The following is a 24,110-nucleotide window of genomic DNA, read 5'->3' on the forward strand; positions in this document are numbered from 1 at the left end:
ATAATATCAGCTTTTCACACATGAGAATACTGGTTACAAACGATGATGGAATATATAGTCCTGGACTTGCAGCATTGGCGAGGGCAGCATCTCATTTCGGAGAAGTCAAGATTGTTGCGCCTGATGTGGAGCAGTCGTCGATGAGCCACGCGATTACCGCGACGAGGCCGCTGTCCTACAGGGACTCTCCGGTTCACTTCGGTAACATCGAAGCTTATCGTGTGAACGGAACTCCGTCAGATTGCGTTGCATTGGGAACACATCTCTGGTCAACCACCGACCTCGTGGTTTCAGGAATTAATCTGGGGTATAATTTGGGAAACCAGCTTTGGCATTCCGGTACGCTTGCTGCTGCCAAACAAGCTGTTTTACTAGGCGTGCGGGGAATTGCGTTCAGTACAACTGTAGATAATGGTGAACCAAATTATCCCGTCATTGAAAAATACATAGCAGAATGTTTCCACTTGCTGGAAAACGAACAGGATATTCGTCTGATCAATATCAATCTTCCAAGAAACCCTGTGGGGATCGAGTGGACCAATCAATCAGTCAGGCAATACGATGCACGTATTGTACCCGGTGTGGATCCGATGGGAAGGAAACTATACTGGTATAATTTCATTCCGCTTGAGGCACCTGAAGAAGGAACAGATCGATGGGCCGTTGATCGAAACTATGTTTCGGTTACACCTCTGCGGCTGGACCTTACTGATGATGCCCAGTTGACAAGATTGAAAAAGAAAATTCCTGTATAAGACAAAAAACTAATAGTTCTTCAATTAACTGTAAGATGAATTCTTTTTAGATGGTACTGTTTATATTTATCTGCAACTATTTGGAGATGAATATCCATAATGAGGAGCTTATAGCCGAGACCAGGAAAATCATCGCCCTTCAAACAAACGATGTGGAAGAAAAGAAAATGTTTGGAGGTCTTTGTTTTATGGTAAAAGAGAAAATGTGTGTTTGTATCACCAGGGAACGTTTGATGTTGAGAATTGATCCGGAGGATGCTGAAACCCTGTCAGCATCCGGTGAATGCACTCCGATGATCCATAACGGGAGAGAAATGAAAGGCTTTGTTCACGTACATGTAGAATCGTTGACATCCGGGAAAGAGCTCGAAGCATGGGTAAAGCGCGCACTAGACTACAATAAGCTCGCGAAACCATCGAAAAAGAAAAAGTAATTACAAAAATGAGCGTCAGCCAGTTACTGTTATTTGAAGAGTTAGAATTCCATTCGACGCTGTCTGTTGAAGAAATAAAGTCAGCAATAGAACAAAATACTGATACAGGCTCATCATTTTACAAATCTTTATTTCAGCCTTCGTCAAAAAAATATATCGGAAAAATCGGAACAGATTCATTTACCATCTGGCGAAATACCACGATCCGGAATCTTTTCAGGCCGCTGATTAAAGGAAAACTTTTCGTTCAAAATGATTTGGTCAGGTGTAGAATAAGACTTCATATAAGTTCGATCCATCTCATCCTCCTGTTGCCATCATTCGCATTTGCTGTGATGCTTTCCATTGCGATAGCTGATTATGGAGAAATAACATTGATAATATTACCATTACTACTCATGCTGCCTTTTTACATCTGGGCAGTGCTTTCATTGAAAGCCGAATCAGGGAATGTAAAATCCTTCTTATCAGAAGTGATTAAAATTTCAGAATATAAAAACTGATATTTAATTTCCCACCGACTGCGAAACTTTAATACATTCATAGTGATCAATTGCTATGCTATGGCCAGAAAATCTGAAGCACCAAAAAACTATTCAGTAACAAAACCGCAGCCGCTAAAAGCTGAACCCAGACCTAAAGAACCAACCGCCGCATATTTTGAAAAGCGACTACGCTCCTATCAGTCTAATACGGAACTTGCTAAAATCCAACGTTATTTCAAAACAGGAAAGGGTGATTATGGCGATGGTGATAAATTCATCGGTGTGAGGATGGGTCAGCTCTTTGAAGTAGCAAAAGCATTTACTGATATGCCTGCAAAAGAGCTGGAGAAATTACTTGAGAGTAATGTCCATGAACTTCGTGCCGGTGCGATGAGTATAATGGATAAGATCGGCAGAAATAATAAAACGGCCGAGAGCAGGCGAAAAGAATTGTTTGATCTGTATATCAAAAGACATGACCGCATTAATAATTGGGACCTTGTAGATCTTGCAGCGATTCACATCGTCGGAAGATATCTTGACGACAAACCAAGAAAAATTCTGTATAAATTGGCCGGGTCAAAAAACATGTGGGAACGACGAACTGCGATAGTAAGCACGGCATATTTTCTGAAGAAAAAAGATACCAGAGATACTTTTGCAATTGCAGAGCTACTTGTAAAAGACAAGGAAGATCTCGTTCACAAAGCGTCAGGTGGATGGATAAGGCAGGCCGGGAAATCTAATCCGAAAGCATTGATAGAATTTCTTGATAAACATGCAGCAACAATGCCTAGGACAATGCTCCGGTATTCTGTGGAGTTGCTGGACAAGAAAAAAAAGGAATACTATATGGGGCTTGCAAAAAACTGATTGTTGCTGATGGATACCTTATCGGCATCAGTTTTGAATTGTTTACATTTGAATACCATTCAGGTCTCAAAAACTTAACGCATATGAAAAGTAAAAAATCTTCAAACGATCCTTCACTCGATAAAATAAAATATCCTGCGGACGAAGATATTTACAGAAAATCTGAAAAACTTGATGATGTTGATCCGGATGACGTCACTAAAAAGAAAACAAAAAATAGTCCGGATCCTGACGAAGAAAATGAACTGGATTTCAGGGATGATGTTTCCGGTGGCGATCTTGACATTCCCGGTGCAGAGCTTGATGATGAGGAAGAGATGATTGGTGAAGAAGATGAGGAGAATAATTATTACAGTCTTGGTGGTGATGAGCATAATGACCTGGAAGAAGATCGCGCGGGCGAATAACGTTCAATGTTTAACGTCAGACATAATCTCCGGGAAATAACATGTCGTTACCGACTGAGTGTGCAGTCCTATTATTATTGCAGGATGAAAATGGGTGAAGTTGACGAGAGTAGCTACAATTTTTTGGCTCTCCCGGCGAAATCCGCCAGGTATCCGATACTTGCAAGTATCGGATACCTGGGAACTTTCAGCAATTTCGAATGCGCTTTTGAAAATTCCAAGAGAAAAAAACTTTTTACAGGCAGAATATTCTCCCTGAATCGCCTTACAATACATTGATCGAAATTTGCTTTTTATTTGCAATGTCTCATCCCGTTTTAACCTGTACACGTGATGCTGCACGCCCTATATACAAACTTCAATAGTTGATGTAGATATAATTCCCCGGTAGTATTTGGTTCCATTGAATTTGTTAAACATCCTATCCATCGCTTATTGCTGGAATAATTTTTTCATTCTCTTCCGAAATAATTTTTCACCTTTAAATCTAACATTATGTACGATCTGAAAAATAAACGAGTAGCTATACTGACGGAAAATGGTTTTGAAGAATCAGAACTTACCAGTCCCAAAAAAGCGCTTGAAGAAGCAGGAGCAAAGGTTGATATTGTTTCTCCGCAAAAAACTTCTGTCAAAGGATGGAAAGATGGTAACTGGAGTATTACAATCGATGTCGATGTAGATATTAAAAATGCAAACTCCGAAGACTATGACGCTCTGATGATTCCCGGTGGAGTGATTAATCCTGATCTGATGAGAAGAAGTAACGAATGTGTCAATTTTGCGAAAGCATTTCTCGAAGCAGGTAAACCAGTGGCTGCCATTTGCCATGGCCCGCAATTATTAATTGAAACGGGATTACTAAACGGAAGAAACATGACTTCATTCGGATCAATAAAAACGGACCTGATCAATGCAGGTGTTCAATGGGAAGACAGTGAAGTTGTAGTTGACCAGGGTTTGGTAACAAGCAGAAGTCCGAAAGATCTGAAAGCCTTCAATGCTAAAATGCTTGAAGAAATAAACGAAGGGGTGCATGCGCATTGAATTTAAAAGTTGAAAGTTAAAAGTCCGCTGAATAGCAATAAAAAATCCGGTGAATTTTACATCACCGGATTTTTTTTTACCATGATCGCAAATATTATAACGGTATCCGCACACCCGCATGAATGAAAACTGATCTTGATTTTCCCACATCAATCTGTGATATGTCTTTCTGAACATTGGTTAGTGACCATTCATAAGATGCTTCAACAAAAATGATGGAAATATCCAATCCAGCACCTGCAAATAAACCGAATTGCGCGTTGTTAATTTCTTCATTTGTTGGAAAGCCGCCTTTTGAAGTCACGATAAAAGCAGAAGGACCACCATAAAAACGTAACCCGACAGCGGATTTCTCATGACCAATTACGTTGAATCCAATGGCCACTGGTATTCTCAACCCGCTGATATCATATGTTACATCCGGTATTGTAGTTCCGAGGTCTACAGCTTCGGTGCTTTTCTTCACATAAAATAAGCCTGGCTCTACATACCATTTTTTACCAAAGGCAACTGTTCCTCCAATCTGCCATCCAACTTTGGATTTGTAGTCACCTGTCTGGGGATCTTTACTATAGTCCGATAAATTAATACCGACCGCAGGTTTGATAGTTACCTGAGCCTGGGTCGCGAACGTTCCGAAAACAATAAAAGCAATTAACGTCAATAGATATTTCATAACTGAAGCTTTATGTTTAATATTCAATAATTTTTTTGCTACTGGTTCTTTTGCAGGCCGGTCACGGTCTGGATATTTTGACAACGGTTTCAGATTACCAGACGAGAGGATTTCAAAGTTAAGTGATTCGTTTTTGTTATACATGTGAAGTTTTATGATCAAGTAATGCTACGAGTTCCTGGAGCTGATGAATGGTAAAATCCGGTTCACGAAACGGAACTAAATATGTCTCTTTTTGAATTTGCAGATAGGCTGTTTGCATTCCTGCTGTTGATGCGCCTCTGATATCCCATAAATGTGACGATAAGAACAACACAGCTTCAGGTACAACACCAAACTGTGCAGCGGCCCAATGATAAACTTCTGTTTCCGGCTTATACATGCCGTATGTTTCTGCACTTAGTATTTTTTCGAAATATGAGATAAGACCAGTACGCTTCATTCTAACATTAATAATGTTCTGCGAGGCATTAGTCAGCGTTCCGATTCTGAAACCAAGGTCTGCCAATTCGGAAAGACCTTGCTGAACATCCTCTTTTAATGGAAGGTGTTTCAGGAGTTCGAGCGCTCCCACCAATTCAATTTCATTAATATTTTTCTCAAAATAGGCGGCAGTATTTGCCAGGGTGTCGCAAAAAATCTTTTCGAAAGTACCAGGTTGTGCGTCTGCAGTGTGCTCCTTGAAATATTGCGTGAATTCATCAAACCATGTTGCATAGCCGTTCCGGCTCCCCAGGATGTGATTTATCCTTTTCCGGAGATCTGACATATCGAGTATGGTGTCATAAACGTCGCAGATAATCAATTCGGGTCGGGTGAGCGTTTCGGTCATTGCGGGTTGTTATTTATACAATTGTTAAAGGTCTTCACATAGCAACCGGAACAGTTTCAAATTCGTAGATCAGATTAATCAAACATTGAACACTGTAAATAACCCGTATCAATTCCCATGCCCGGCAAAAGAATTGCATGGGCTTTGTAAACAATACATTCAAAGGAACGTTTGTAATTTTTTAAAAAAATGACTTCTTATGAAATCAATTATGATTATGTGCGCAATGGTGGTGACCGTGAGCGCAACGGCTCAGCAGACGACAACGGGTAGTACTACAACCCAGACAAAGACTTACTCAAAAAATTTCTTCAGCACCATTGGCTTTGGTGTTGGATGGCAGGATTTCAGCGGGTTGAATGACAGGGTCAAAGAATTTCCGGAGTATGAACAATTAAATGATGTAACAGCCCTTTTACATCTCGGATGGTTGAAAGAGAAAAACAGGTTGATTTCCAACACGCAGGTGACATTGGGAAGCACACTGAGTGGTAATCGCGATCAAAAAAGCAGTGATGTCCGCTTTATTGGTCTCGGTGCAGATGTTGGATATGATCTGCTTGCTTCCGACAGGATGATGCTTTATCCACTTGTTGGTATCGGATACGAATGGTATCATGCAAAATTCAACAGGGATGTTTCTTCAGTAGATTTTGATGATGTACTGGGTTCACCGGTATTGCAGAACACAATAAAAGCTGCCTTGTTCAAGAATGATTTCTTCACTTGGAGAGCTGGCCTGGGGTTCAATATACTCAATCCCAAAAGTAATAATTACGGAATCGGCATACAGGCAGCCTACACCGGTAGCTTCCAGGATCGTAGCTGGAAAAGCAGTGATAATCTTAACCTCAACAATTCTCCGAAAGACAGACTGGGAAGAATACAGGTTTCGCTTATCCTGAGCGGAAAAATGGGAGCAGGAATGGGAATGCATTAAACGTTGTACGTTAAACGTTAGACGTAAAACGTAACAACCTGTGGATGCAATACTTCTCATCGAAATCATCAAAGCATCATTGTGAATTCAAATAGGGCAGAATATACGTTGAACGTTAAATGCAATATGTGAAACGTTCAACGCATATTCTTTGGCTGTTGAAACTCATCAAAGAATTTTTTATGATAGCTGAAGAAGGTTTGCTATGCAGGAGCATATGTTCTTCGTTTAACGTTCTACGTAATACCTATAATGCTCCTTTAACATTCATCTGTATTGAATAAACTGATTCACTCGCTGTAATGAAGAGAAGCTTTCTGTCCGCGCCGCCGAAACAGAGATTTCCCACCCAACCGGAAGGAACAGGTATATAACCAATTTTTACACCTTCGGGATTAACAATGGTAACGCCCCGGCCGGAAAGGTATAGGTTCCCTTTCTCATCAAGCCGTATGCCATCTGAACCCTGTGAAACAAACAGCTGTTTGTTTGTGATTTTTCCTTTGCCCAATATTTCATACCGATAGGTCTTATTAGCCCTTATATCTGCTACAAAAAGATATTTGCCATCCGGTGATCCTGTGATCCCGTTCGGTTGCTGTAACGTACTGTCCACAATTATCGGTGTTGATTTACCCGCAGGCAAATAGAAAACACTCTGTTTAGACTGCTCAGGTTTCTTTCTTTCCCAGTAATCCCGCTGGTAATATGGATCAGTAAAATAGATTCCACCGGATTTATCAATCCAAAGATCATTGGGACCGTTCAGTTTTGTACCCAGATAATTGTCCATTAATACATTCACTTTTTTTGAAGGATCGATTGACCAGAGCTCATTCTTTTCGTCGGCACAGGCGACAATATTCCCCTTTTTGTCAAAAGCAAGCCCGTTTGAGCGACCAGCTTTGTCCATAAAAACGGTCAGATCCCCCTTGAGATCATATTTCCAGATCTTATCATTGGGCTGATCAGTAAAGAAAATATTACCGGCTTTATCGGCTGCCGGTCCTTCGGTAAATTTGAACTGGGATGAAATCTTCCGGAGTGTTGCGTCCTTTCCAATAAGGTTAAGCGAGTCACTAATTCCCGGATTTCCATCCTGGGCAGAAAGAAACCCAATGAAGGTGGAGGCAAAAACAAGGGAAAGAAAAAATTTTGAAGCTGGCATGAGAAATAATTCTACGTTTAGTTAAAAATTAAGTTTCTATTTTAGAGATATTATAAAATTTCATATGTTCGGTTGCGCATTTTTTTAAGGCTCATTGATTACCAATTCATCTCTATGCTGACAAAAGATAAGAAGGATATTTCTCCTTTACTTGCGACTTTAAATCAACTCCACCCTCTGTCAAATGAAATTACCAACTTTCTAACCGACAAAATCAGTTCTCGGAATTTTAGAAAAGGTGCCATGTTATTGAAAGAAGGGAATGTGTGTGAATCCATCTACTTTATAAAACGGGGTGCCATTCGTGGTTTTATAAAAGATGGAAGCAGAGATATTACGACATGGATTTCTGCAGAAAATGAAATTGTTACTTCGATAGCGGGACTGAATCAACGCGCTCCCTCAGCAGAAAACATCCAGACCGTTGAGTTCTGTGAAACACTAATGCTGTCCTATAGCCATTTACAGGAGCTTTATCAGAATTATATTGAGTTTAATATCAATGGCCGCAAATTGCTGGAAATGTATTACCAGGACGCGGAGAACAGAGCTTATGTCAGTCGTATTACGGGAACCGAACAGAAATATCGTTATTTTCTGAAACGGTATCCACATCTCGTTAACCGGATCCCGATAAAATACATTGCTTCATTCCTTGGCGTTACATTGGAAACACTTAGTCGAACCCGTAAAAAATTCGCAGAATAGGATTATCTAAGTTTCACTGACAATTCTATGACTAAAATAATGTTGATATTAGTCAAAGTCGTTTCCGGCTGGTCTGGTTTTTATACTATTACACATTATCTTGATATACACCCGAAAACAGCCTCTTAACATATTCTGAGTAGTAGCCGTGCTGCACGATCAGCTGCTTCGGCGACTGATGTAATGGCCATTCGCCCGTTGCGAATGGCCATTTTTTTCCGCTTATCAGCTTTCTTTTTCGTTTTTTTCAGGAAAAGATTAGGTTTAATCTGTTTCAATAACCCCAAACGCTGTTTATGAAAAAGAACAAACCATTGATTTCGGTTATCGCTATTCTTTTTATTTTTTCCTGCAAAAATGAAGTTGATTTGAAATCTGTCGAAGAGGAAGTTATGCAGGTGGAAAAAAATTTCAGTGCGATGTCGGCCAACGAAGGTTATAAAAAAGCATTTGCCTCTTTTGGTGCTGATGATATGGTTGTGTTAAGCCGGGGAGGTGAACCTCATATCGGGAAGGATGATTATCTCACGCCAGATAATAAGGCGCAATTGGATTTTGTGCTGACATGGACTCCTCTCCACGCATCTGCTGCAAAATCCGGCGACATGGTATCTGTTTTTGGTGAATGGCTGATCAAAACAAAACTTGAATCCGGGAAGGATACGAGTATGTTCGGAAATTACCTGACTGTCTGGAGAAAGAATAAATCAGGCGAATGGAAATTCATTATGGATGGTGGCACCGTTACTCCCGGGCCAACCGATCCTGCACTTGTAGAAAAATTAAAAATGCTTGCTGAAAAAAACAGGTAAGTACACTGTACTCTCAAGAATTAAACACATTACATGAAACTTTTTAGAATGCTGCTTTGCATTTGCGTGCTATTAATTGGCAACAATATTTTTTCCCAGGAAAAAAAATTCCTGAACACTGTTTCTTTCGATAGTATAAAGGGATCACCAAAAGCAACACTCGCGTCATTAAAATGGTTGCCGGGATTCTGGCAGGGTGAAGCATTCGGTGGAATAACGGAAGAAGTATGGACGCCGGCTTCCGGAGGATCAATGATGTGTGCGTTTAAACTTATTTCAAAAGGCGTAGTGGAGTTTTACGAGATAGTGACGATTGCAGAAGAAAAAGAAAGTCTTGTTTTGAAGCTGAAACATTTTCATGGAAATCTGAAAGGCTGGGAAGAGAAAGACCAGGTACTCGAATTCAAGCTCGTAAAGATTGAAGGCAATAAAGTTTTTTTTGATGATCTTACCTATGAGAAAGTCAGTGATAACGAGATGAATGCTTTTGTAGTAGTTGATTTTGGCAATGGTAAAAAGGAGGAAGTGAAGTTTAATTTTAGACGAGGCAGGTTGTGACGTTAAACGTTGAACGTAAGTCCCTGCGGTTGGTAATTGTCTCGAAATAGGGTTAAGCTGATCTAAAATATGATTGATTCCACAGGTTGTGCGTTCTACGTTATACGTTCAACGTTATACTTCATACCTAATCATCATTATTGTCCCTGCTCCTGTTTTCTCTATTGAACATCTGGAAATCTCTCTTTCCAAAACGATAAGTAAATGTCAGGCGGAAAGAACGCACGCGCCAGCGGCGGTATGAATCCTGGTAAAAATATTCTGTATCATAAATCTGTCCCCAGCGATTGGTATTGAATACATCATTTATTGAGAGCGTAATCGCACCTGCCTTTTTCTTCATGAACTCTTTGCGAATAGCGAAATCAACAACAAAATTTGCTTTGTTCTTTCCTTGCGGAATGACTTCTGCCGACTCATATTCACCGTTCAGCTGAAAATTGAAATCAGTCCAGAAAGCACTTTTACTTTTTGTGGTATAATTGGCGATCAGTTTGGCCTCCCAGTTAAATCCCTGGTTATCCAGGTTGGTTTCATTGATTCGCGCTTTCACATAACGATATTGAAGATTGATATTGGGAATCAATTCAAGACCGCCAAACTTGTGCTGATAAGTCAGCTCTGCTCCCATCCTGTTTGTGTATTGCGCATTTACAAACGTGGTGAGGATTGCATTGGGTTCGATCGCAGCATTGTTCAACTGCTGGTATTGTTGTGGAGTAATGGTATCACTATAAGGGGTGATATCTTTTGCGTTGTTATGGAAATACAATACAGCAAGTACACTTCCTTTAGAATACTGTTTCCCATAATTGAACTCAAACGCGTTTACATATTCCGGTCGCAATGCTGGATTACCAACAGTGATATTCATCGGGTCGTTGATATTGAAGTAGGGATTCATCTGCCAGAAATTTGGCCGACGAATACGACGGCTGAAATTAGCCTGCAGTTCATCGCCACTTTCAAATTTCTTTGTCAGAAATAAACTTGGAAACAATCCACCAAACAGGTCATCAAATCCTGACGGTATCGTGTACCCGAATGTACGCGCACTGTCAACCAATACTCCATCAAACTTTGAATACTCTGCTCGCAGACCCAACTGGTACCTGATTCCCCACAATACATTTGTATATGTTCCATAAGCCCCGTATACCTGTTCCCGGTATTTAACATTTGTACTCAACGGCAGTTTCTGTTCACCTCCATTCGCTAATGAATACGCGTCAAGGACATTCCTGTTGTCATTAATAAATGCCCGGACACCAAGTTCAAGCTTTGCAGAATCAGTCAATGGGTTAACATAGTCAGACTGAATCGTCAACTGATAATTATTGTTGTTCCCGTTGTTCCTCACAAAATTGGGATCTTTTGCCACAGTTCCATCAGGCAGGTAATAGTAATTTGAGATCATCGAATAATTATTACCCTTGCCTGCGTTAAAGGTCGCATCAGCAGTAAGCTCATGACCGGTTTTTGGAAATTCAAATTTGTAATTCAGCTGTGTGTTACTTCGCTTGAAACTGTTGTTCGAATTTGTTGCCCGCAAACCGACCTGGTACAAATCCTGGTTAATGTCGAGAAACTCCTGGTCCTGGTTCTCACTGTTTTTAAAACGACCATCTACAAAATTCTGAGAGACTGTTATCGTGCTCCTGTTGTTGATAAAATAATCGGCGCCAAAGCGAACAGAAATAAATCTGCGGGAAATATCTGTAATTGTTTCCTGGTTAAAATAATCGGTTACCTTTCCGTTTTCCTTATTCTGTCTTTCCGCAGTGCTCCTGGCCCGGCCCCCATTCTGGTTGTAATTTCCACTGGCAAAAAAGTTCCATTTCCCCTGGCGCATGTTTAAACTCAGGTTCCCTGTCAGGACTTGCGGGTATCCTGCACCGATAGTAGCAACGCCGTTCAGGCCAGCCCTCCTGCTCTTCTTGAGTACCACATTAATAATACCTCCCGCTGTACTCGCGTCGAATTTCGCAGAAGGGTTGGTGATCAACTCAACTCGTTCAATATCATCTGCAGGAATTTGCTGCAGGGTTAAAATGGTTGGTCTTCCATCAACAAAGATCTGCGGAGATGAATTTCTCAATTGAACTTCACCATTTACGTCAACAGTAACGGAAGGAATATTCCGCATCACATCAATAGCAGTTCCGCCTGTTGATGTAATACTCTTATCCACAGTAAAAACTTTTCGGTCGATGCTCATTTCCAGGACAGGCTTGGTCGCAACAATTTTTATTTCCTGGAGCGAAGCCACTTCCTTGTCCATCCTGATATTTCCCATATCCAGGCTCTGACCACTACTACCAGTTCCATGTTTCTTATGGACAAATTCCATTTTCGTCATAAATCCTATAGACGAAAATCTTACGGCGAATGAATCAGGAATGGGTAATTCCCGAAAACTATATTCACCGTTGGGCTGGGTAAGCATCCCTGCGATCAGGCTATCATATCCCGCATCTTCTGCTGCGTTGACCTTTCTAAGAAAAACTTCTACAGTCACAGAAGGAATGCCCTTGTTGGATTCATTATCCACTACTTTACCAAATAATCTTGCTGAGCGTGAAGCACGCGGAGATGCATCAGAAGGAATATCCACTGGTTCAACCTGTGCCTGTGTAACAGAGTACAGAATTGCAAATAAAATAATACACAGAATCTTCTTCATCAGGTGGTTGGGTATTAATCTTTCGGGTTGTAAAATGCATTAGACGTTATCGCGGGAAATAACTTGCGAAGAAACGTCCTTAATAACTCCGAAACAACCAAAATCAGGCCCTGCGAAAATTATTATTTTTTAACTTTAACTTTTCGTTAGAATTCGTATTAGAAAATTGCCTGTTACTCTAATTCCGCTGGAGTATGGTGATTATCTGTTTATCCTCGGTCCTGTTGCGATCAACAATTCCGAAAGAGCCTGATTTATAATTCCAGTTTGCCCAGGCTATATGGTGTTTATTGAAGATTGTTATCATATCATTATACCAATTCAGCTTCGACTCACGTGGCGCTTGTTGAATGATTCCAAATTCACCACAATACAAAGGAAGCCTCAGACTATCTGCCAGATGCAATGGCTTACTCAACATCTTCTCCAGTGAATCGATATTGTAAATTCTTTGTTCCTGCGGAGATGTACCTCCGGGTGCAATCTGGCCAGGATAGGCAACCGTACCATTGAATTCTTTCATGTAGGTCCAGGATGCTTTGTAATGCGAAAGCATGAAGGGTTCATAAAAGTGAAAACTGAGAATGATGTTTTTATCACCAGGTGGAATGATCAGCTGATCAAATGTATTTACACTTTGCCAGCGGTTTGACCCGATCACCAGCACCCTGTATCTTTCCCAGTTCCTGATTGAATCGGTTACCCTTGCCAGTAAGCGATTCCATTCCTGCGGATCATCTGCCACAGGCTCATTCATAAATTCATAAGCAAGCATGTCATTCGGATACTTATTGACAGCGGATGCCAGATCTTTCCATAACAGTATAAATTTATCCTGCTCTCTGACATCTGTCCACAAAGGCTTAACGGCTGCATTGAAATAATGCGAGCGAAGAATATGCAAATCCAGTACAACACGTAAATTCTCTTTCTTTGCCCAATGCAGACAGCTGTCGAGCAACGCAAATGCTGCCGATTCTCTTTTTCCGGTGCTGTCCCACAATTGTTCTTCATCCACCGGAAGACGAATATGATCAAAGCCAGCCGCTTTGATTTGTTTTATATCAGTTGAAGTAAAAAACTGCTGCCTGTTTATCCCTCTTGCGGACGATTGCGAGAGCCAGTGAGCAATATTTGTCCCGCGATGAATTTTAAACCCTGTTGCAGACTTTTGAGATTTGTGTGACTTACACCCGAGGAAAAAAAACAATGCAAAAACGTAGAAAATGATTTGCCGCATACAACTTGTTTTGGAAAGTTCAAATACTATTTCCGATTGATGCGGGGGAACATCATGTGCCGGATTTCATCTGATCCCGTTAGTTAACATCAAAATTATTACTCATATTTCAAATAATGGTTTTGCAAGTTAATCATCCATATTAATTCAGCAATTAAAAGAAGATTTGACTATGTTCATACCAATAAAAAAAGCGACCGGACTAACATCCGGCCGCTGTGTTGAATATAAAGGGAAGGCTTATAATTTCATGATTTTTAAAACCCATTGTTGTTTGCCATCGCTTATAGTAACATAGTACTGGCCGGTTTTGAGATTAGACATGTTCAAACGTACCAGGGTTTCTCCGGCAATATTTGCGTTTTCCTGCTGAACTATTGCCCCCGAAGCATTTGCAATGCGTACGGTTCCTCGCTTAATTGCTTTCTTAAGATCGATAATGCAGGTAGTGTGTACAGGGTTTGGATAAACTGAAGGTTCGCCTGACACTTCAGCATACATTTCTTTTTGCGCTGTTGTAGTTGCAGAGGATACACTTTTAGCTGCGACTGTAATCTTAACCACTTCTTCATCAAACATCACCGGTGTTCCATTATCGCTTACTCTGAAGCGTACATAAAACACACCTGCAGTCGCCGGAGTCCAGGTAAACACTCCGGTTCCTCCGTTTATTGCAGCACCGGCGGGTGGAGCAACCAAAGAGAAAGTCAGTAACTGACCCACATCTGCATCTTTTGCGTTTGCATCCAGACTGAAAGGTGTTCCTGCAATCACAGTCCTACTTCGGATAGAATCCAGCACAGGCGCAATATTCGGTTGAACAATTATTGAAACAGTTTCAGCATCTTTCATTACAGGAGTTCCATTGTCACTAACTGTAAAGATCACACGATAAGTTCCGGCTTTATCAGGTGTCCAGCTGAATAACCCTGTAACTGAATCCAGTTTTGCGTTGGCCAGTGCACCAGTAAAACTATATTTCATCTTTTGACCAACATCAGGATCCTTTGCCGTCAACCGGAAACCAAGAGGCTTTCCTGTTTTGATGGTTTTGGTTCTGACCGAATCCAATACCGGCGCCTGGTTGCCGACAACAGTAACCGTAACCAATTCTGTGTCATTCAATGCTGGTACACCATTGTCGGTAACACTTACGGTAAACTTAAAGATGCCAACAGCTGTGGGTGTCCAGCGGAAAATACCTGTCTTTGGGTCAATCACAGCACCCGCAGGAGGATTTAATAAGGAGTAAGCAAAAACAGTTCCCGCATCGCTGTCTTTTGCAGTAGCCGTAAACGTGAGTAATGTGGAAACTTTCACTGTTTTGGATTTAATGGAATCCAACACAGGTGCAATATTGGCAGTCACTTTTAATGTGACTTTTTCTTCATCAAAAAGAACAGGATTTCCATTATCACTGACACGGACAGTTAATGGAAATAATCCGACTTTAGAAGTCGTCCATTTGAACAATCCCGTTTTCGGATCGATTACCGCACCCGCGGGTGCACCAGTAATACTGAACGTTAATAACTGACCCTTATCGTACTCTGTGGCTTTTGCCTGGAAACTCAATACTGATCCTACAGATGCAGTGGGACTTCCAATGGAATCCAATACAGGAGCATCGTTATCAACTGGCGCAATATTGAATACCACTTTCGCAGGCAATGAGCTCCAGCAACCATAGCTGACTTTAAAATAAAGTGAATCTTTTCCCGCATAATTTTTCGAAGGAGTATATATTCTGTTGGCAGTGGCACCGCCTGTTACCGTTCCATTTTTTGGAAGGACTACAACAGTAAATATCAACGGTGTTGCTCCTGAACCAGTAAGTACAACTGGCTTAGCAATATCTTCTGTTGCAGCGACAACCTGCTCATCCGCTTTCAGCGGATTTGGCTTTTGCACTACAAGGCTTCCGAGTGGAACGCCACCATCTTTTTTAAGATCAAAACTGCGCAACACCGCAAACGCATTACTGACAGGATTGATCCTGAATATTGTTCCTGATTTTCCAACACCACCATTGCTGGTCATTCCATAAAGATTTCCATCAGCAGCCAATACCAGACTTCCTTTTGCCTGGAATCCATCTGTTGTTGAATTCAGGTGTTTGACCACTTTGAAAACCCCGCCATCACTGATCCTGAATATTGTTCCGGCACCGGTAGAACCACCTGCATTTGCAATACCATAATAATTTCCGTCGTTCGCACGCACCAGGTGGCCGGCCGGATAATTTCCATCAGACGTGGAAACAAATTTTTTCAGCACGGTAAAATTTCCGCTCGACGTAATTTTAAATATTGTTGCACCATTCGGCGTCATTCCCAAAAAGCTGGTATCGGTAACCTTTGTTAGGCTTCCTTCCGGATTTGCCCCGTCAGTTGCGGTGACAAGATGTTTCAATACAGTGAATATTCCATTTGTGGTAATTCTGAAAATTGTACCTCCATTCGTTTTACCACCGTTTGTGCAGGTTCCATACAACATACCTTCTGCACCTTGCACCAGGCTCCCCTGCGGATTGCTGCCATCTGTCGGACCGTTTAAATGGTATCCCACAGAATATGCACCGGTGATGGTGTTAATTCTGAATATTGTTCCGCTGTTATTTTTGCCGCCCTCACTCGTTGTGCCATATAAAAGTCCATCAGCGGTCTGAATGAGGGATCCCTTCGGCATACCGCCATCTGTTGTTTTATTGAAAGACTTTATTACAGAGTATTTACCATCACAAATTTTAAAGATGGTGCCGTGGTTGTAAGTACCACCGCTGACAGTAGTTCCATAATATGCAAAATCTTTTCCTTGTACAAGGCTTTCCATCGGAATATTTCCGATCTGCCCTCCGCTGAAACTGTTCAGCACTGTGAACGAACCGCTGGACAGCACCCTGTACACTGTCCCATAGAAACCTGCTCCACCTTCGTTCGTCATTCCATAAAATGCGCCATCAGGATGTTTAACCAATCCTGCTTTTGGGTATCGTCCGTCTGCATCAGTGAATGATTTGATTATTTTGATTACACCTGAAGTGCTAAGACTGAATATAGTTCCAAAACCATTGGCACCGCCGCCTTTACACACACCATACAACTCTGTACCGTTAGCAACGATGAGTGAACCTACGGGGCCGGACCCGTGTAACCTGTATTCCAGGTGGCGAATAAGCTGATATTCCCCCGATTTGGAAATTTTAAATATTGTACCCTGTCCGAATGCACCGCCATAATGATTCATTCCGTACAAAAATCCATCAGGGCCTTCCACTAAAGAATTCGTGTAAGCGTAACCGTCTTCAGCTGTTTTCAGATGTTTTAAAACCGTATACTCGCCTTTCAGAGTGATTTTGAAGATGGTACCGGAATTGAAACTTCCCCCATTATAAGTGATGCCATAAAAGTTACTGTCGCTGGCCGCATATAAACTTCCATAACTGGCACCACCGTCAACTTTTGGATCAGCACTGAATGTTTTTATCACTGCAAAATTTCCTGCAGTTGAAATTCTGAAGATCGTACCATTTCCGGTAGGACCTCCTTTCCGCGTCATACCGTAAAAATTTCCATCCTTACCAATGGAAAGAGATCCGAAAGGGTTTGCACCATCGGTTTGGTATGCGAAATGACGCAGAACCGAAAACTGACCGGCTGCAGAATACCTGAAAATCGTACCATAGGTATTTGTGCCACCTGCATTGGTCATTCCGTAGAAATCTCCATTGGGTGCAAGCGTTAACGCCCCCAAGGGATTGGCACCATCGGTCAGCGAATAAAAATTGTGAAGTATCGTGATTGCGCCGGCCGGCGAAATTTTAAACAACGTACCATCATTATAGATCCCACCCATGTTCGTCATTCCATAAAGAAATCCATCTGTACCGTAAATGAGTTCTCCACCTGGATTTTTACCCCAGTTGGCAAATGTCTTCATCACTTCAAACGAAGACCCATTGGTATTAATTGAAAACGCAGTTCCACCGCCCTCTGCCCCACCGTTTGATGTTAGCCCCACCAGAGTTTCCTGCGACATTGCAGGCCCTGCAGCAAAAGCACTTATAAAAATGAGCAGGAGATAAAAGAAATAAGTACGGGAAGAGTTGTGAACTCTTCTTGCTATGAAAGCCTTCTGCATTCTTCGTCCCATCAAAAAGATCCTGATCCAATGTAAAAGTTCACGCATAATCGTTTTTTTGTATTCACATCAGACGGTAGATGATTTTGACTGTGACAGCCAGGATAAAAAATTCTTTTTCACGACAAACAACTTCTATTTTGCGCAAAAGATTCTAAATAATGTCACATACGAAGGATTCAGTTGTCATCACCGATGAAGTCATTGAATTGGCTCAGGTACTTTGGGATTATCATCATATGCATCATGAATTGATTCCTTCTGATGCCATTTTTGCATTGGGTAGTCATGACCTGCGTGTCGCCAGCAGGGCGGCTGAACTGTATCTTCAAGGATACGCGCCCCTGCTGATTGTTTCGGGAGGTTTAGGGAATGTGACGAAGGGTGTTTGGACTGTTCCCGAAGCAGATCAGTTTGCAGCCATCGCGATTGAGATGGGTGTGCCTGCAGATCATATTCTTATCGAAAATAAGTCTACGAATACCGGGGAAAACTTGCAGTTTACAGGTGAATTACTTCGATCAAAAAGCCTGCAGCTTCAAAATTTCATTGTAGTACAGAAACCTTATATGGAGAGGAGAAGTTATGCCACATTCAAAAAGAACTGGCCAGACAAAGATCTTGTCGTGACATCACCGCAGATATCCTTCATGGATTATCCCAATGATGAGATTCCAATGGAGCGGGTAATCCAGATCATGACTGGAGATCTGCAACGCATCAGAGAATATCCGGCCAAAGGTTTTCAGATTGAACAGGAGATTCCACCAGAGGTATGGTCGGCTTGGGAAAAACTTGTCGAACTGGGTTTTACCAAACACCTGATAAAAGAATAAGTGTTTTTTCACTCAATAGGATAGAAAATTCTGAGCTGGAAAAAGATTTTTCTTCCGCTTTGTATTTCCTTCATTTGCGACCTTTGAATTCCACCAGGTATCCGATACTTGCAAGTATCGGATACCTGGCGGGTTTTGCCGGAAAAAAATTCATTTTCAGGAAAACCAAATTTCTCCCTGGTTATTTTTCTTTCTTAAACAGTTGATAAAACCCGGTAGTTGCTGTATCTGCAATGGTTCCGTCTGCTTTCGAATAAATAAAATATGCGTCCAGGAGCGGATTTTTTTCTGCAAACTCAAGTCCTTGCTTCATGCCCATACCCATCAGCGCATGATCATAGCCGTCAGCAGTCATGGCATCGGGTGCGTAAATGGTTACGCTGATCAGTTCATTACTGATGGAACGGCCTGTATGCGGATCGATCAGGTGAGTAATTATTTTTCCATGAGATTCATAATACTTGTGAAAATTCCCGGAGGTGGTAACAGCACCTTTATCTGCAGTAATTATTTTTTTCAGAACTATTTCATCATCTTCAAAATCGGCCGGACTTTCAATTCCGATTTCCATCATCCTGCCGGAAGGTTTTTTCTTTCCTTTCACCCTGATCTCTCCACCAACTTCAACAATATAATTTTCTATACCATGTCTTTCGATCATTGCGGCGATTCTATCCACAGAATAACCCTGCGCAATCCCGTTGAGATCGATTTTTACACAAGGCTTTTTCTTGAGCAACGAATCACGTTTTATATAGATCAGGTCCGCTCCTGTACATTTTAGTATTTCAGGCAATTGAGTTGTGTCAGGTTCTGTTTCAATTCGCTTTGCTCCGAACCCCCAGAAAGCAACAAGAGGCTGTACCGTAATATCTGAAAATCCTTTGCTGTCTTTGGTGATTTCCATCGCACGCGTAACGACAGTCCGCAGCATTTCATCCATTTTAACTCCCCTATCCGATGCATTAAAGCGATTGATCAGCGAGCCATCTTTGTATAATGATAATGATTCATTGAGTGAATCCAGGAGAGCTTCTACCATTGGTTTTGTCACCTGCAAACTATCGACCGCATAAAATTTGATAGCATAAGTTGTACCCTGTGCGTGACCATCGATTTTAAACTCGTGAAGTGTCGCGGAACTATTACAGGAAATTGCAGCAGGCAATAGTAAGCAGATTATAAATGATTTACCTATGGGACGAAGGATCATGGTTGTCTGTTGTTCGTTGTTCGTTTTTCGTTTTTCGTTAGTTGTTACAGAGATGTTGGAAACAGTAGTCCGGTAGAAAATCAGGTGGTCGGTTGAAAAGTCAAATATATGACTAATGGGGCAGCGTCAATCCTGAACAGGGCCGATAAACAAGGTGCTAGACACCGGAAAACGCAAAATCAATTATTTCAGACTGATTCCAATTACATTAGCAGAAGATTACAATAAATATTTTCATTGTCAAATTAAGTCAAATGAAAAAAACCAAATACAAGCAGTTGCTCGATACCGAAAATGAGCATCTGAAAAAATTAAACAATATTGTACTTACAGCTGTACAGGATGAACAACTTCTTACACAAAAGATTTACGAAGGCGAGGAAAAAAAAATCAATTTCGGTGACCGGCTTGCAGATAAAGTTGCAAGCTTCGGTGGCAGCTGGAGGTTCATTTTGTCGTTCGCGGGATTTATGCTCTTATGGATCTCAGCAAATATTTTCCTGCTAAAAAGAGCATATGACCCTTATCCTTTCATTTTACTGAATCTTTTACTGTCCACTATTGCAGCGTTGCAGGCGCCATTCATAATGATGAGCCAGAACCGACGTGAAACAAAAGACCGCGAGAGGGCAATGAACGATTACCAGGTCAATCTGAAAACAGAAATTGAACTTCGCAATCTGCATGAGAAAATGAACCTGCTGATGCAGGAACAAATGCAGACGCTTTTCGAAGTGCAGAAGGTACAGCTGGAAATGATTGAAGAAACGAGGAACATGGTAAAACACAATGCATCGTACATAGATAAAAAGAAAGATCAATAATCAAATTGCTGATCATGGCCAATATTATCACTATTACGTTCAGTCCTGTTATAGATAAAAGCACGTCAATACCTTCATTGATCCCGGAGAAAAAACTCAAATGTTCACAACCGAAACTGGAACCTGGCGGAGGCGGAATTAATGTAAGTCGCGCCATAAAAAAACTGGGCGGTCATTCCCATGCGATATTTCCTGTTGGGGGTTACTCAGGTGAATATTTTTTGAGTCTTGTAAAGGAAGAAGGGCTTGAGTGCCTCACGGTAAAAACGAAAGCTCCCACGCGTGAAAACATGATTGTATATGACGAGGCAACCGGATTGCAATATCGTTTTGGAATGCCGGGATCGCCGCTGGAAGATGCTGAATGGCGGGAGATGATAGCACTTCTTGAGAAGCAAAACGATGTTTCATTTATCGTCGTATCCGGTAGTCTTCCTCCAGGTGTTCCCCAGGATATTACTGCAGCAATTGCGGCGATTGCCAAATCAAAAAATGCAAAACTGATTGTTGACAGTAGTGGTGAAGCGTTGGAAAAAGCAGCAGAATGTGGTGTTTTTCTTTTAAAACCGAATTTGTCTGAGCTCGCTGCACTCGTTGGAAAATCAAATATTGAACTGGAAGAAGTAGATGATGCTGCGCGTGAGCTGATCGATAAAGGAAGTGCTGAGGCTATCGTTGTTTCACTTGGAGCAGCAGGCGCGTTACTCGTTACAAAAGGAAAGGAAAAACAGTTTGTTCCGCCGAGAATTAAAGTGAAAAGTACTGTAGGTGCAGGAGATAGTATGGTGGCGGGAATTATTTATTCACTTTCTAATGGAAAAGATCTTGAATCCGCAGTTTGTTATGGCGTTGCCTGCGGCACTGCAGCAACAATGAATTCCGGAACAGAACTTTTCAAACCGGAGGATGTTAATCGCATTTATAAATATATAGAGCGGGCACCGGTGAAGTGAGGCCGATGAGTGAGGAGGTTCGTGAATAGTTTAAAGTTGAATGTTAAAGGTTGAACAGCCACCTTCACCCAATTCTTTAAAGCAGAAATTTTATGCTATGGTCCTAGGTCAAATAACGAACCAGTGCAAAAATCCCGAGACCGATCATTAATATTCCCGGGATCTTCATCAGTGTTGTTTTTCGGCTTTCCAATACCGTTACTACTTTTTTTGCAAGGTAGGCCACCAGTACGAGCAGCGTGAATACACCCGCTGACACGCCAAGGAGATAGGTATGCAATTGAATTGCAGAGTTCAGTTCAATCCAATGCTGACTTTTCAGGTAAGCTGTAACACCGATCCAGTACGGCATCGACAATGGATTCAATACTCCGAGAATAAATCCACGACGAAAACCACTTTCGCTGAAGCGCTGAACGAGAGGGACAGGTTTTGAAACAGAAAGCAGACTCAATGTTCCCAATGTCAGCATAACTATCGCGGCAATCAGCTGAAAGTTTTTTATCACGACAGGATTGGATGTGATCCATTTTTCGAAAACCACTGCAAGCCATGAGTACACATATTCCATGATGGCTGCAGCCAATGCCAGGCGCCAGGCATGTCTTGTTTTATGTTCAAGACCCAGCTGAACCGCAGTCAGATTGATAGTGCCGGGAGTAAGAGAACCTGCAAAACTGAAAAGAAATGAGAAAATGAAATTCAAGATGCAGTCAGGTTTTAGTATAACGTTTAACGTTGAACGTAAAACGCAGAAGCTTTCGCTGCAATGCTATTGACCAATTTTCGGAGATGATGTGGAGCGAGTTCCAGCGTTCAACCTTGAGCGTTAAACGTTAAGCCCTCTCTTAATTCTTCACCACAGGCATTTCCTTCGCCTTCCACTCCTTTATTCCTCCTTCAAGCGAATACACTTCTGTAAAGCCATTTTTTATCATCCATTCAGCTGCTTTACCGCTACGAACACCGGCTAAACAATACACATATACCGGTTTGGTTTTATCGAGCTTTTTGGCTGCTTCCTGGAACTGAGCCTGGTTATTCCAGTCGGCGAGTTTTGCGCCCCTGATAATTCCTTCCTGGTATTCTTCGGGGGTACGCACATCAACAATTTGCACATTCTTTTTCTGCACACCCTCTGCAAATTCCTTTACCCCTACAACTTTTACTGCCTGCGCTTTTGCTGCAACTGAAAAAACAACGAGGAAGCAAATACTGAAAAATGTTTTCATGAGATCATATTTATATGATAAAATTCAGATTAGAATGAACTGCAATTTACGCAGGATTATTCTTCTATAAAGTTAAGATCCCGGCCAAATGTTTCCTTTGTATTTATCGCGGCTATGACTGCAAGCGTCATCAGAATTGCCCCGGTAATCCAGGCGCCGGTGATATAATTGCCGGTCAGGCTACGTAAAAACTGAAACAACAACAGGATAAGTGGCAATGCTCCCCTGACCATATTGGGTATGCTGATCGCCGCACTGGCGCGCAGGTTGGTTCCAAAAAGTTCAGCGCTCCATGTAATATATACTACTGAAAATCCCGTTCCGAAACCAAGCCCGAAACAGATCGCATAAAATGTACTTGCGCTACCTCCCGACTGAAGGAAATAGAGCGTACAGAATACCGTGGTTACTCCATAAAAAATCAACAGCGCCTGTTTCCTGCTTTTCAACAACTGACTGATCAGACCAACAGTCATATCTCCCAATGCTATACCGCAATACTGAAATACAACAGCCCGCGCAGGATCGATGCCCTGTATTCCCAGCATTTTACCAAACTGATCGGAAAACGTAACTAAAACGCCGATCACATACCATGCCGGAATACCAATCAGGATGCATTTGAAATATCTTGTAAACAGTTCCTTTTTTGTAAAAAACATCAGGAAATTTCCCCGGGAGGCATCCGTACTCTTAATCTGTTTATACAATCCACTTTCGCTGAGGGATATTCGTAAAATCAATAACACCAGACCCATACCACCACCAATAAAAAAACAAACGCGCCAGTCGAACAAAGTATTCATAAAAAAAGCAGTCACGGCACCCAGGATCCCAAAGCTGGCGATCATCGCAGAAGCAACTCCTCTTTTTTCTTTTGGTAACAATTCATTCACCAGTGTGATGCCCGCACCAAGTTCGCCCGCCAGTCCAATACCAGCAATGAATCTCAGAAGCACATACTGCGGGATAGTCTGTACAAATCCATTGGCTATATTGGCCAGTGAGTACAAAAGGATCGATCCGAAAAGAACTTTGAGACGGCCTTTTTTATCTCCGAGAATGCCCCAGATGATGCCGCCTAGTACCAAACCCAGCATTTGAGTACTTATAATAAGTTCACCCTTACGAAGGATACCGGCATCGTCAAGGCCAAGTGCAGCAAGACTCGGGCGGCGGATAATGCTGAAAAGCAGGAGATCATAAACATCAACAAAAAAACCAAGTGCACTGACAATTACAGAGATATGGAACAGACCGGGTTTTCTTTGCATAATTCCTTGGCTTACGACAA

At 41.7% G+C, this 24,110-nt stretch carries 23 protein-coding genes; 13 read left to right on the top strand and 10 right to left on the bottom strand.

Annotated features, from left to right (window positions below; all coding sequences use genetic code 11):
• Positions 1–20 precede the first annotated feature (20 nt).
• From surE to P2W82_RS08820, 6 genes are all read left to right on the top strand, one after another.
• Positions 21–755 carry a 5'/3'-nucleotidase SurE gene (gene surE, locus P2W82_RS08795; protein ID WP_336515501.1) on the top strand — a complete coding sequence of 245 codons (735 nt, stop codon included), beginning with the start codon at positions 21–23 and terminating at the stop codon, positions 753–755.
• A gap of 86 nt (positions 756–841) precedes the next feature.
• The gene (locus P2W82_RS08800) at positions 842–1,189 is read left to right on the top strand and encodes a TfoX/Sxy family protein (RefSeq protein ID WP_336515502.1); all 348 of its coding nucleotides are present in this window, start codon (positions 842–844) and stop codon (positions 1,187–1,189) included.
• A gap of 8 nt (positions 1,190–1,197) precedes the next feature.
• Positions 1,198–1,692 (top strand): hypothetical protein, encoded by a 495-nt coding sequence (locus P2W82_RS08805; RefSeq protein ID WP_336515503.1) that lies wholly within the window; start codon positions 1,198–1,200, stop codon positions 1,690–1,692.
• 60 nt (positions 1,693–1,752) lie between these two features.
• Positions 1,753–2,547 carry a DNA alkylation repair protein gene (locus P2W82_RS08810; protein ID WP_336515504.1) on the top strand — a complete coding sequence of 265 codons (795 nt, stop codon included), beginning with the start codon at positions 1,753–1,755 and terminating at the stop codon, positions 2,545–2,547.
• Between the two features lie 83 nt (positions 2,548–2,630).
• Positions 2,631–2,954, top strand: coding sequence for a hypothetical protein (locus P2W82_RS08815; protein ID WP_336515505.1), 324 nt, complete (start codon positions 2,631–2,633; stop codon positions 2,952–2,954).
• Positions 2,955–3,449: 495 nt separating this feature from the next.
• Entirely contained in the window at positions 3,450–4,001 is a 552-nt protein-coding gene (locus P2W82_RS08820; protein WP_336515506.1) for a type 1 glutamine amidotransferase domain-containing protein, read from the top strand.
• Between the two features lie 94 nt (positions 4,002–4,095).
• On the opposite strand, the gene P2W82_RS08825 is transcribed toward P2W82_RS08820, so the two are convergent.
• Entirely contained in the window at positions 4,096–4,677 is a 582-nt protein-coding gene (locus P2W82_RS08825; protein ID WP_336515507.1) for an outer membrane beta-barrel protein, read from the bottom strand.
• 136 nt (positions 4,678–4,813) lie between these two features.
• Entirely contained in the window at positions 4,814–5,509 is a 696-nt protein-coding gene (locus tag P2W82_RS08830; protein ID WP_336515508.1) for a haloacid dehalogenase type II, read from the bottom strand.
• Positions 5,510–5,708: 199 nt separating this feature from the next.
• Between P2W82_RS08830 and P2W82_RS08835 the strand changes: the two genes are divergently transcribed.
• Positions 5,709–6,449, top strand: a complete 741-nt coding sequence (locus tag P2W82_RS08835) for a hypothetical protein (RefSeq protein WP_336515509.1) — start codon at positions 5,709–5,711, stop codon at positions 6,447–6,449.
• 247 nt (positions 6,450–6,696) lie between these two features.
• On the opposite strand, the gene P2W82_RS08840 is transcribed toward P2W82_RS08835, so the two are convergent.
• Positions 6,697–7,617 carry an SMP-30/gluconolactonase/LRE family protein gene (locus tag P2W82_RS08840; RefSeq protein WP_336515510.1) on the bottom strand — a complete coding sequence of 307 codons (921 nt, stop codon included), beginning with the start codon at positions 7,615–7,617 and terminating at the stop codon, positions 6,697–6,699.
• 114 nt (positions 7,618–7,731) lie between these two features.
• On the opposite strand from P2W82_RS08840, the gene P2W82_RS08845 reads away from it, so the two are divergent.
• The 3 genes from P2W82_RS08845 to P2W82_RS08855 all read left to right on the top strand — a co-directional run bounded on the left by P2W82_RS08845 (position 7,732) and on the right by P2W82_RS08855 (position 9,695).
• On the top strand, positions 7,732–8,325 hold the full coding sequence (locus P2W82_RS08845; protein WP_336515511.1) for a Crp/Fnr family transcriptional regulator: 594 nt from the start codon (positions 7,732–7,734) through the stop codon (positions 8,323–8,325).
• Positions 8,326–8,621: 296 nt separating this feature from the next.
• Positions 8,622–9,137 carry a YybH family protein gene (locus P2W82_RS08850; protein WP_336515512.1) on the top strand — a complete coding sequence of 172 codons (516 nt, stop codon included), beginning with the start codon at positions 8,622–8,624 and terminating at the stop codon, positions 9,135–9,137.
• Between the two features lie 33 nt (positions 9,138–9,170).
• Positions 9,171–9,695 carry a DUF6265 family protein gene (locus P2W82_RS08855; RefSeq protein ID WP_336515513.1) on the top strand — a complete coding sequence of 175 codons (525 nt, stop codon included), beginning with the start codon at positions 9,171–9,173 and terminating at the stop codon, positions 9,693–9,695.
• Positions 9,696–9,822: 127 nt separating this feature from the next.
• Here P2W82_RS08855 and P2W82_RS08860 read toward each other — a convergent pair whose 3' ends face one another.
• From P2W82_RS08860 to P2W82_RS08870, 3 genes are all read right to left on the bottom strand, one after another.
• The gene (locus tag P2W82_RS08860; RefSeq protein WP_336515514.1) at positions 9,823–12,378 is read right to left on the bottom strand and encodes a TonB-dependent receptor; all 2,556 of its coding nucleotides are present in this window, start codon (positions 12,376–12,378) and stop codon (positions 9,823–9,825) included.
• 178 nt (positions 12,379–12,556) lie between these two features.
• Entirely contained in the window at positions 12,557–13,618 is a 1,062-nt protein-coding gene (locus P2W82_RS08865) for a glycoside hydrolase family 5 protein (protein ID WP_336515515.1), read from the bottom strand.
• A 240-nt stretch (positions 13,619–13,858) separates the two neighbouring features.
• A complete protein-coding gene (locus tag P2W82_RS08870) occupies positions 13,859–17,806 on the bottom strand; it encodes a choice-of-anchor tandem repeat GloVer-containing protein (RefSeq protein ID WP_336515516.1) in 3,948 nt (1,315 codons plus the stop codon).
• Positions 17,807–17,919: 113 nt separating this feature from the next.
• On the opposite strand from P2W82_RS08870, the gene P2W82_RS08875 reads away from it, so the two are divergent.
• Positions 17,920–18,594 (top strand): YdcF family protein, encoded by a 675-nt coding sequence (locus P2W82_RS08875; RefSeq protein WP_336515517.1) that lies wholly within the window; start codon positions 17,920–17,922, stop codon positions 18,592–18,594.
• A 181-nt stretch (positions 18,595–18,775) separates the two neighbouring features.
• On the opposite strand, the gene P2W82_RS08880 is transcribed toward P2W82_RS08875, so the two are convergent.
• Positions 18,776–19,807: an FAD:protein FMN transferase gene (locus tag P2W82_RS08880; RefSeq protein WP_336515518.1), complete on the bottom strand. Its 1,032-nt coding sequence runs from the start codon at positions 19,805–19,807 to the stop codon at positions 18,776–18,778.
• Between the two features lie 254 nt (positions 19,808–20,061).
• Here P2W82_RS08880 and P2W82_RS08885 point away from each other — a divergent pair, with 254 nt between their 5' ends.
• Positions 20,062–20,631 carry a DUF1003 domain-containing protein gene (locus P2W82_RS08885; RefSeq protein ID WP_336515519.1) on the top strand — a complete coding sequence of 190 codons (570 nt, stop codon included), beginning with the start codon at positions 20,062–20,064 and terminating at the stop codon, positions 20,629–20,631.
• Between the two features lie 14 nt (positions 20,632–20,645).
• Complete coding sequence (locus tag P2W82_RS08890; protein WP_336515520.1) at positions 20,646–21,584, top strand: 1-phosphofructokinase family hexose kinase; 939 nt, start codon at positions 20,646–20,648, stop codon at positions 21,582–21,584.
• 103 nt (positions 21,585–21,687) lie between these two features.
• Here P2W82_RS08890 and P2W82_RS08895 read toward each other — a convergent pair whose 3' ends face one another.
• From P2W82_RS08895 to P2W82_RS08905, 3 genes are all read right to left on the bottom strand, one after another.
• Positions 21,688–22,290: a LysE family transporter gene (locus P2W82_RS08895; RefSeq protein WP_336515521.1), complete on the bottom strand. Its 603-nt coding sequence runs from the start codon at positions 22,288–22,290 to the stop codon at positions 21,688–21,690.
• A 142-nt stretch (positions 22,291–22,432) separates the two neighbouring features.
• On the bottom strand, positions 22,433–22,816 hold the full coding sequence (locus P2W82_RS08900; RefSeq protein ID WP_336515522.1) for a rhodanese-like domain-containing protein: 384 nt from the start codon (positions 22,814–22,816) through the stop codon (positions 22,433–22,435).
• Between the two features lie 56 nt (positions 22,817–22,872).
• Positions 22,873–24,090, bottom strand: coding sequence for an MFS transporter (locus P2W82_RS08905; RefSeq protein ID WP_336515523.1), 1,218 nt, complete (start codon positions 24,088–24,090; stop codon positions 22,873–22,875).
• Positions 24,091–24,110 lie beyond the last annotated feature (20 nt).

This window comes from Pollutibacter soli (assembly GCA_029269725.1).
GTDB classification, from domain to species: Bacteria; Bacteroidota; Bacteroidia; order Chitinophagales; family Chitinophagaceae; genus Pollutibacter; species Pollutibacter soli.

What these genes read in the sequence shown, in the direction of transcription:
- surE (WP_336515501.1), top strand. Translation starts at nt 21, where the DNA reads ATGAGAATACTGGTTACAAACGATGATGGAATATATAGTCCTGGACTT.
- P2W82_RS08800 (WP_336515502.1), top strand. Translation starts at nt 842, where the DNA reads ATGAATATCCATAATGAGGAGCTTATAGCCGAGACCAGGAAAATCATC.
- P2W82_RS08805 (WP_336515503.1), top strand. Translation starts at nt 1,198, where the DNA reads ATGAGCGTCAGCCAGTTACTGTTATTTGAAGAGTTAGAATTCCATTCG.
- P2W82_RS08810 (WP_336515504.1), top strand. Translation starts at nt 1,753, where the DNA reads ATGGCCAGAAAATCTGAAGCACCAAAAAACTATTCAGTAACAAAACCG.
- P2W82_RS08815 (WP_336515505.1), top strand. Translation starts at nt 2,631, where the DNA reads ATGAAAAGTAAAAAATCTTCAAACGATCCTTCACTCGATAAAATAAAA.
- P2W82_RS08820 (WP_336515506.1), top strand. Translation starts at nt 3,450, where the DNA reads ATGTACGATCTGAAAAATAAACGAGTAGCTATACTGACGGAAAATGGT.
- P2W82_RS08825 (WP_336515507.1), bottom strand. Translation starts at nt 4,677, where the DNA reads ATGAAATATCTATTGACGTTAATTGCTTTTATTGTTTTCGGAACGTTC.
- P2W82_RS08830 (WP_336515508.1), bottom strand. Translation starts at nt 5,509, where the DNA reads ATGACCGAAACGCTCACCCGACCCGAATTGATTATCTGCGACGTTTAT.
- P2W82_RS08835 (WP_336515509.1), top strand. Translation starts at nt 5,709, where the DNA reads ATGAAATCAATTATGATTATGTGCGCAATGGTGGTGACCGTGAGCGCA.
- P2W82_RS08840 (WP_336515510.1), bottom strand. Translation starts at nt 7,617, where the DNA reads ATGCCAGCTTCAAAATTTTTTCTTTCCCTTGTTTTTGCCTCCACCTTC.
- P2W82_RS08845 (WP_336515511.1), top strand. Translation starts at nt 7,732, where the DNA reads ATGCTGACAAAAGATAAGAAGGATATTTCTCCTTTACTTGCGACTTTA.
- P2W82_RS08850 (WP_336515512.1), top strand. Translation starts at nt 8,622, where the DNA reads ATGAAAAAGAACAAACCATTGATTTCGGTTATCGCTATTCTTTTTATT.
- P2W82_RS08855 (WP_336515513.1), top strand. Translation starts at nt 9,171, where the DNA reads ATGAAACTTTTTAGAATGCTGCTTTGCATTTGCGTGCTATTAATTGGC.
- P2W82_RS08860 (WP_336515514.1), bottom strand. Translation starts at nt 12,378, where the DNA reads ATGAAGAAGATTCTGTGTATTATTTTATTTGCAATTCTGTACTCTGTT.
- P2W82_RS08865 (WP_336515515.1), bottom strand. Translation starts at nt 13,618, where the DNA reads ATGCGGCAAATCATTTTCTACGTTTTTGCATTGTTTTTTTTCCTCGGG.
- P2W82_RS08870 (WP_336515516.1), bottom strand. Translation starts at nt 17,806, where the DNA reads ATGCGTGAACTTTTACATTGGATCAGGATCTTTTTGATGGGACGAAGA.
- P2W82_RS08875 (WP_336515517.1), top strand. Translation starts at nt 17,920, where the DNA reads ATGTCACATACGAAGGATTCAGTTGTCATCACCGATGAAGTCATTGAA.
- P2W82_RS08880 (WP_336515518.1), bottom strand. Translation starts at nt 19,807, where the DNA reads ATGATCCTTCGTCCCATAGGTAAATCATTTATAATCTGCTTACTATTG.
- P2W82_RS08885 (WP_336515519.1), top strand. Translation starts at nt 20,062, where the DNA reads ATGAAAAAAACCAAATACAAGCAGTTGCTCGATACCGAAAATGAGCAT.
- P2W82_RS08890 (WP_336515520.1), top strand. Translation starts at nt 20,646, where the DNA reads ATGGCCAATATTATCACTATTACGTTCAGTCCTGTTATAGATAAAAGC.
- P2W82_RS08900 (WP_336515522.1), bottom strand. Translation starts at nt 22,816, where the DNA reads ATGAAAACATTTTTCAGTATTTGCTTCCTCGTTGTTTTTTCAGTTGCA.
- P2W82_RS08905 (WP_336515523.1), bottom strand. Translation starts at nt 24,090, where the DNA reads ATGCAAAGAAAACCCGGTCTGTTCCATATCTCTGTAATTGTCAGTGCA.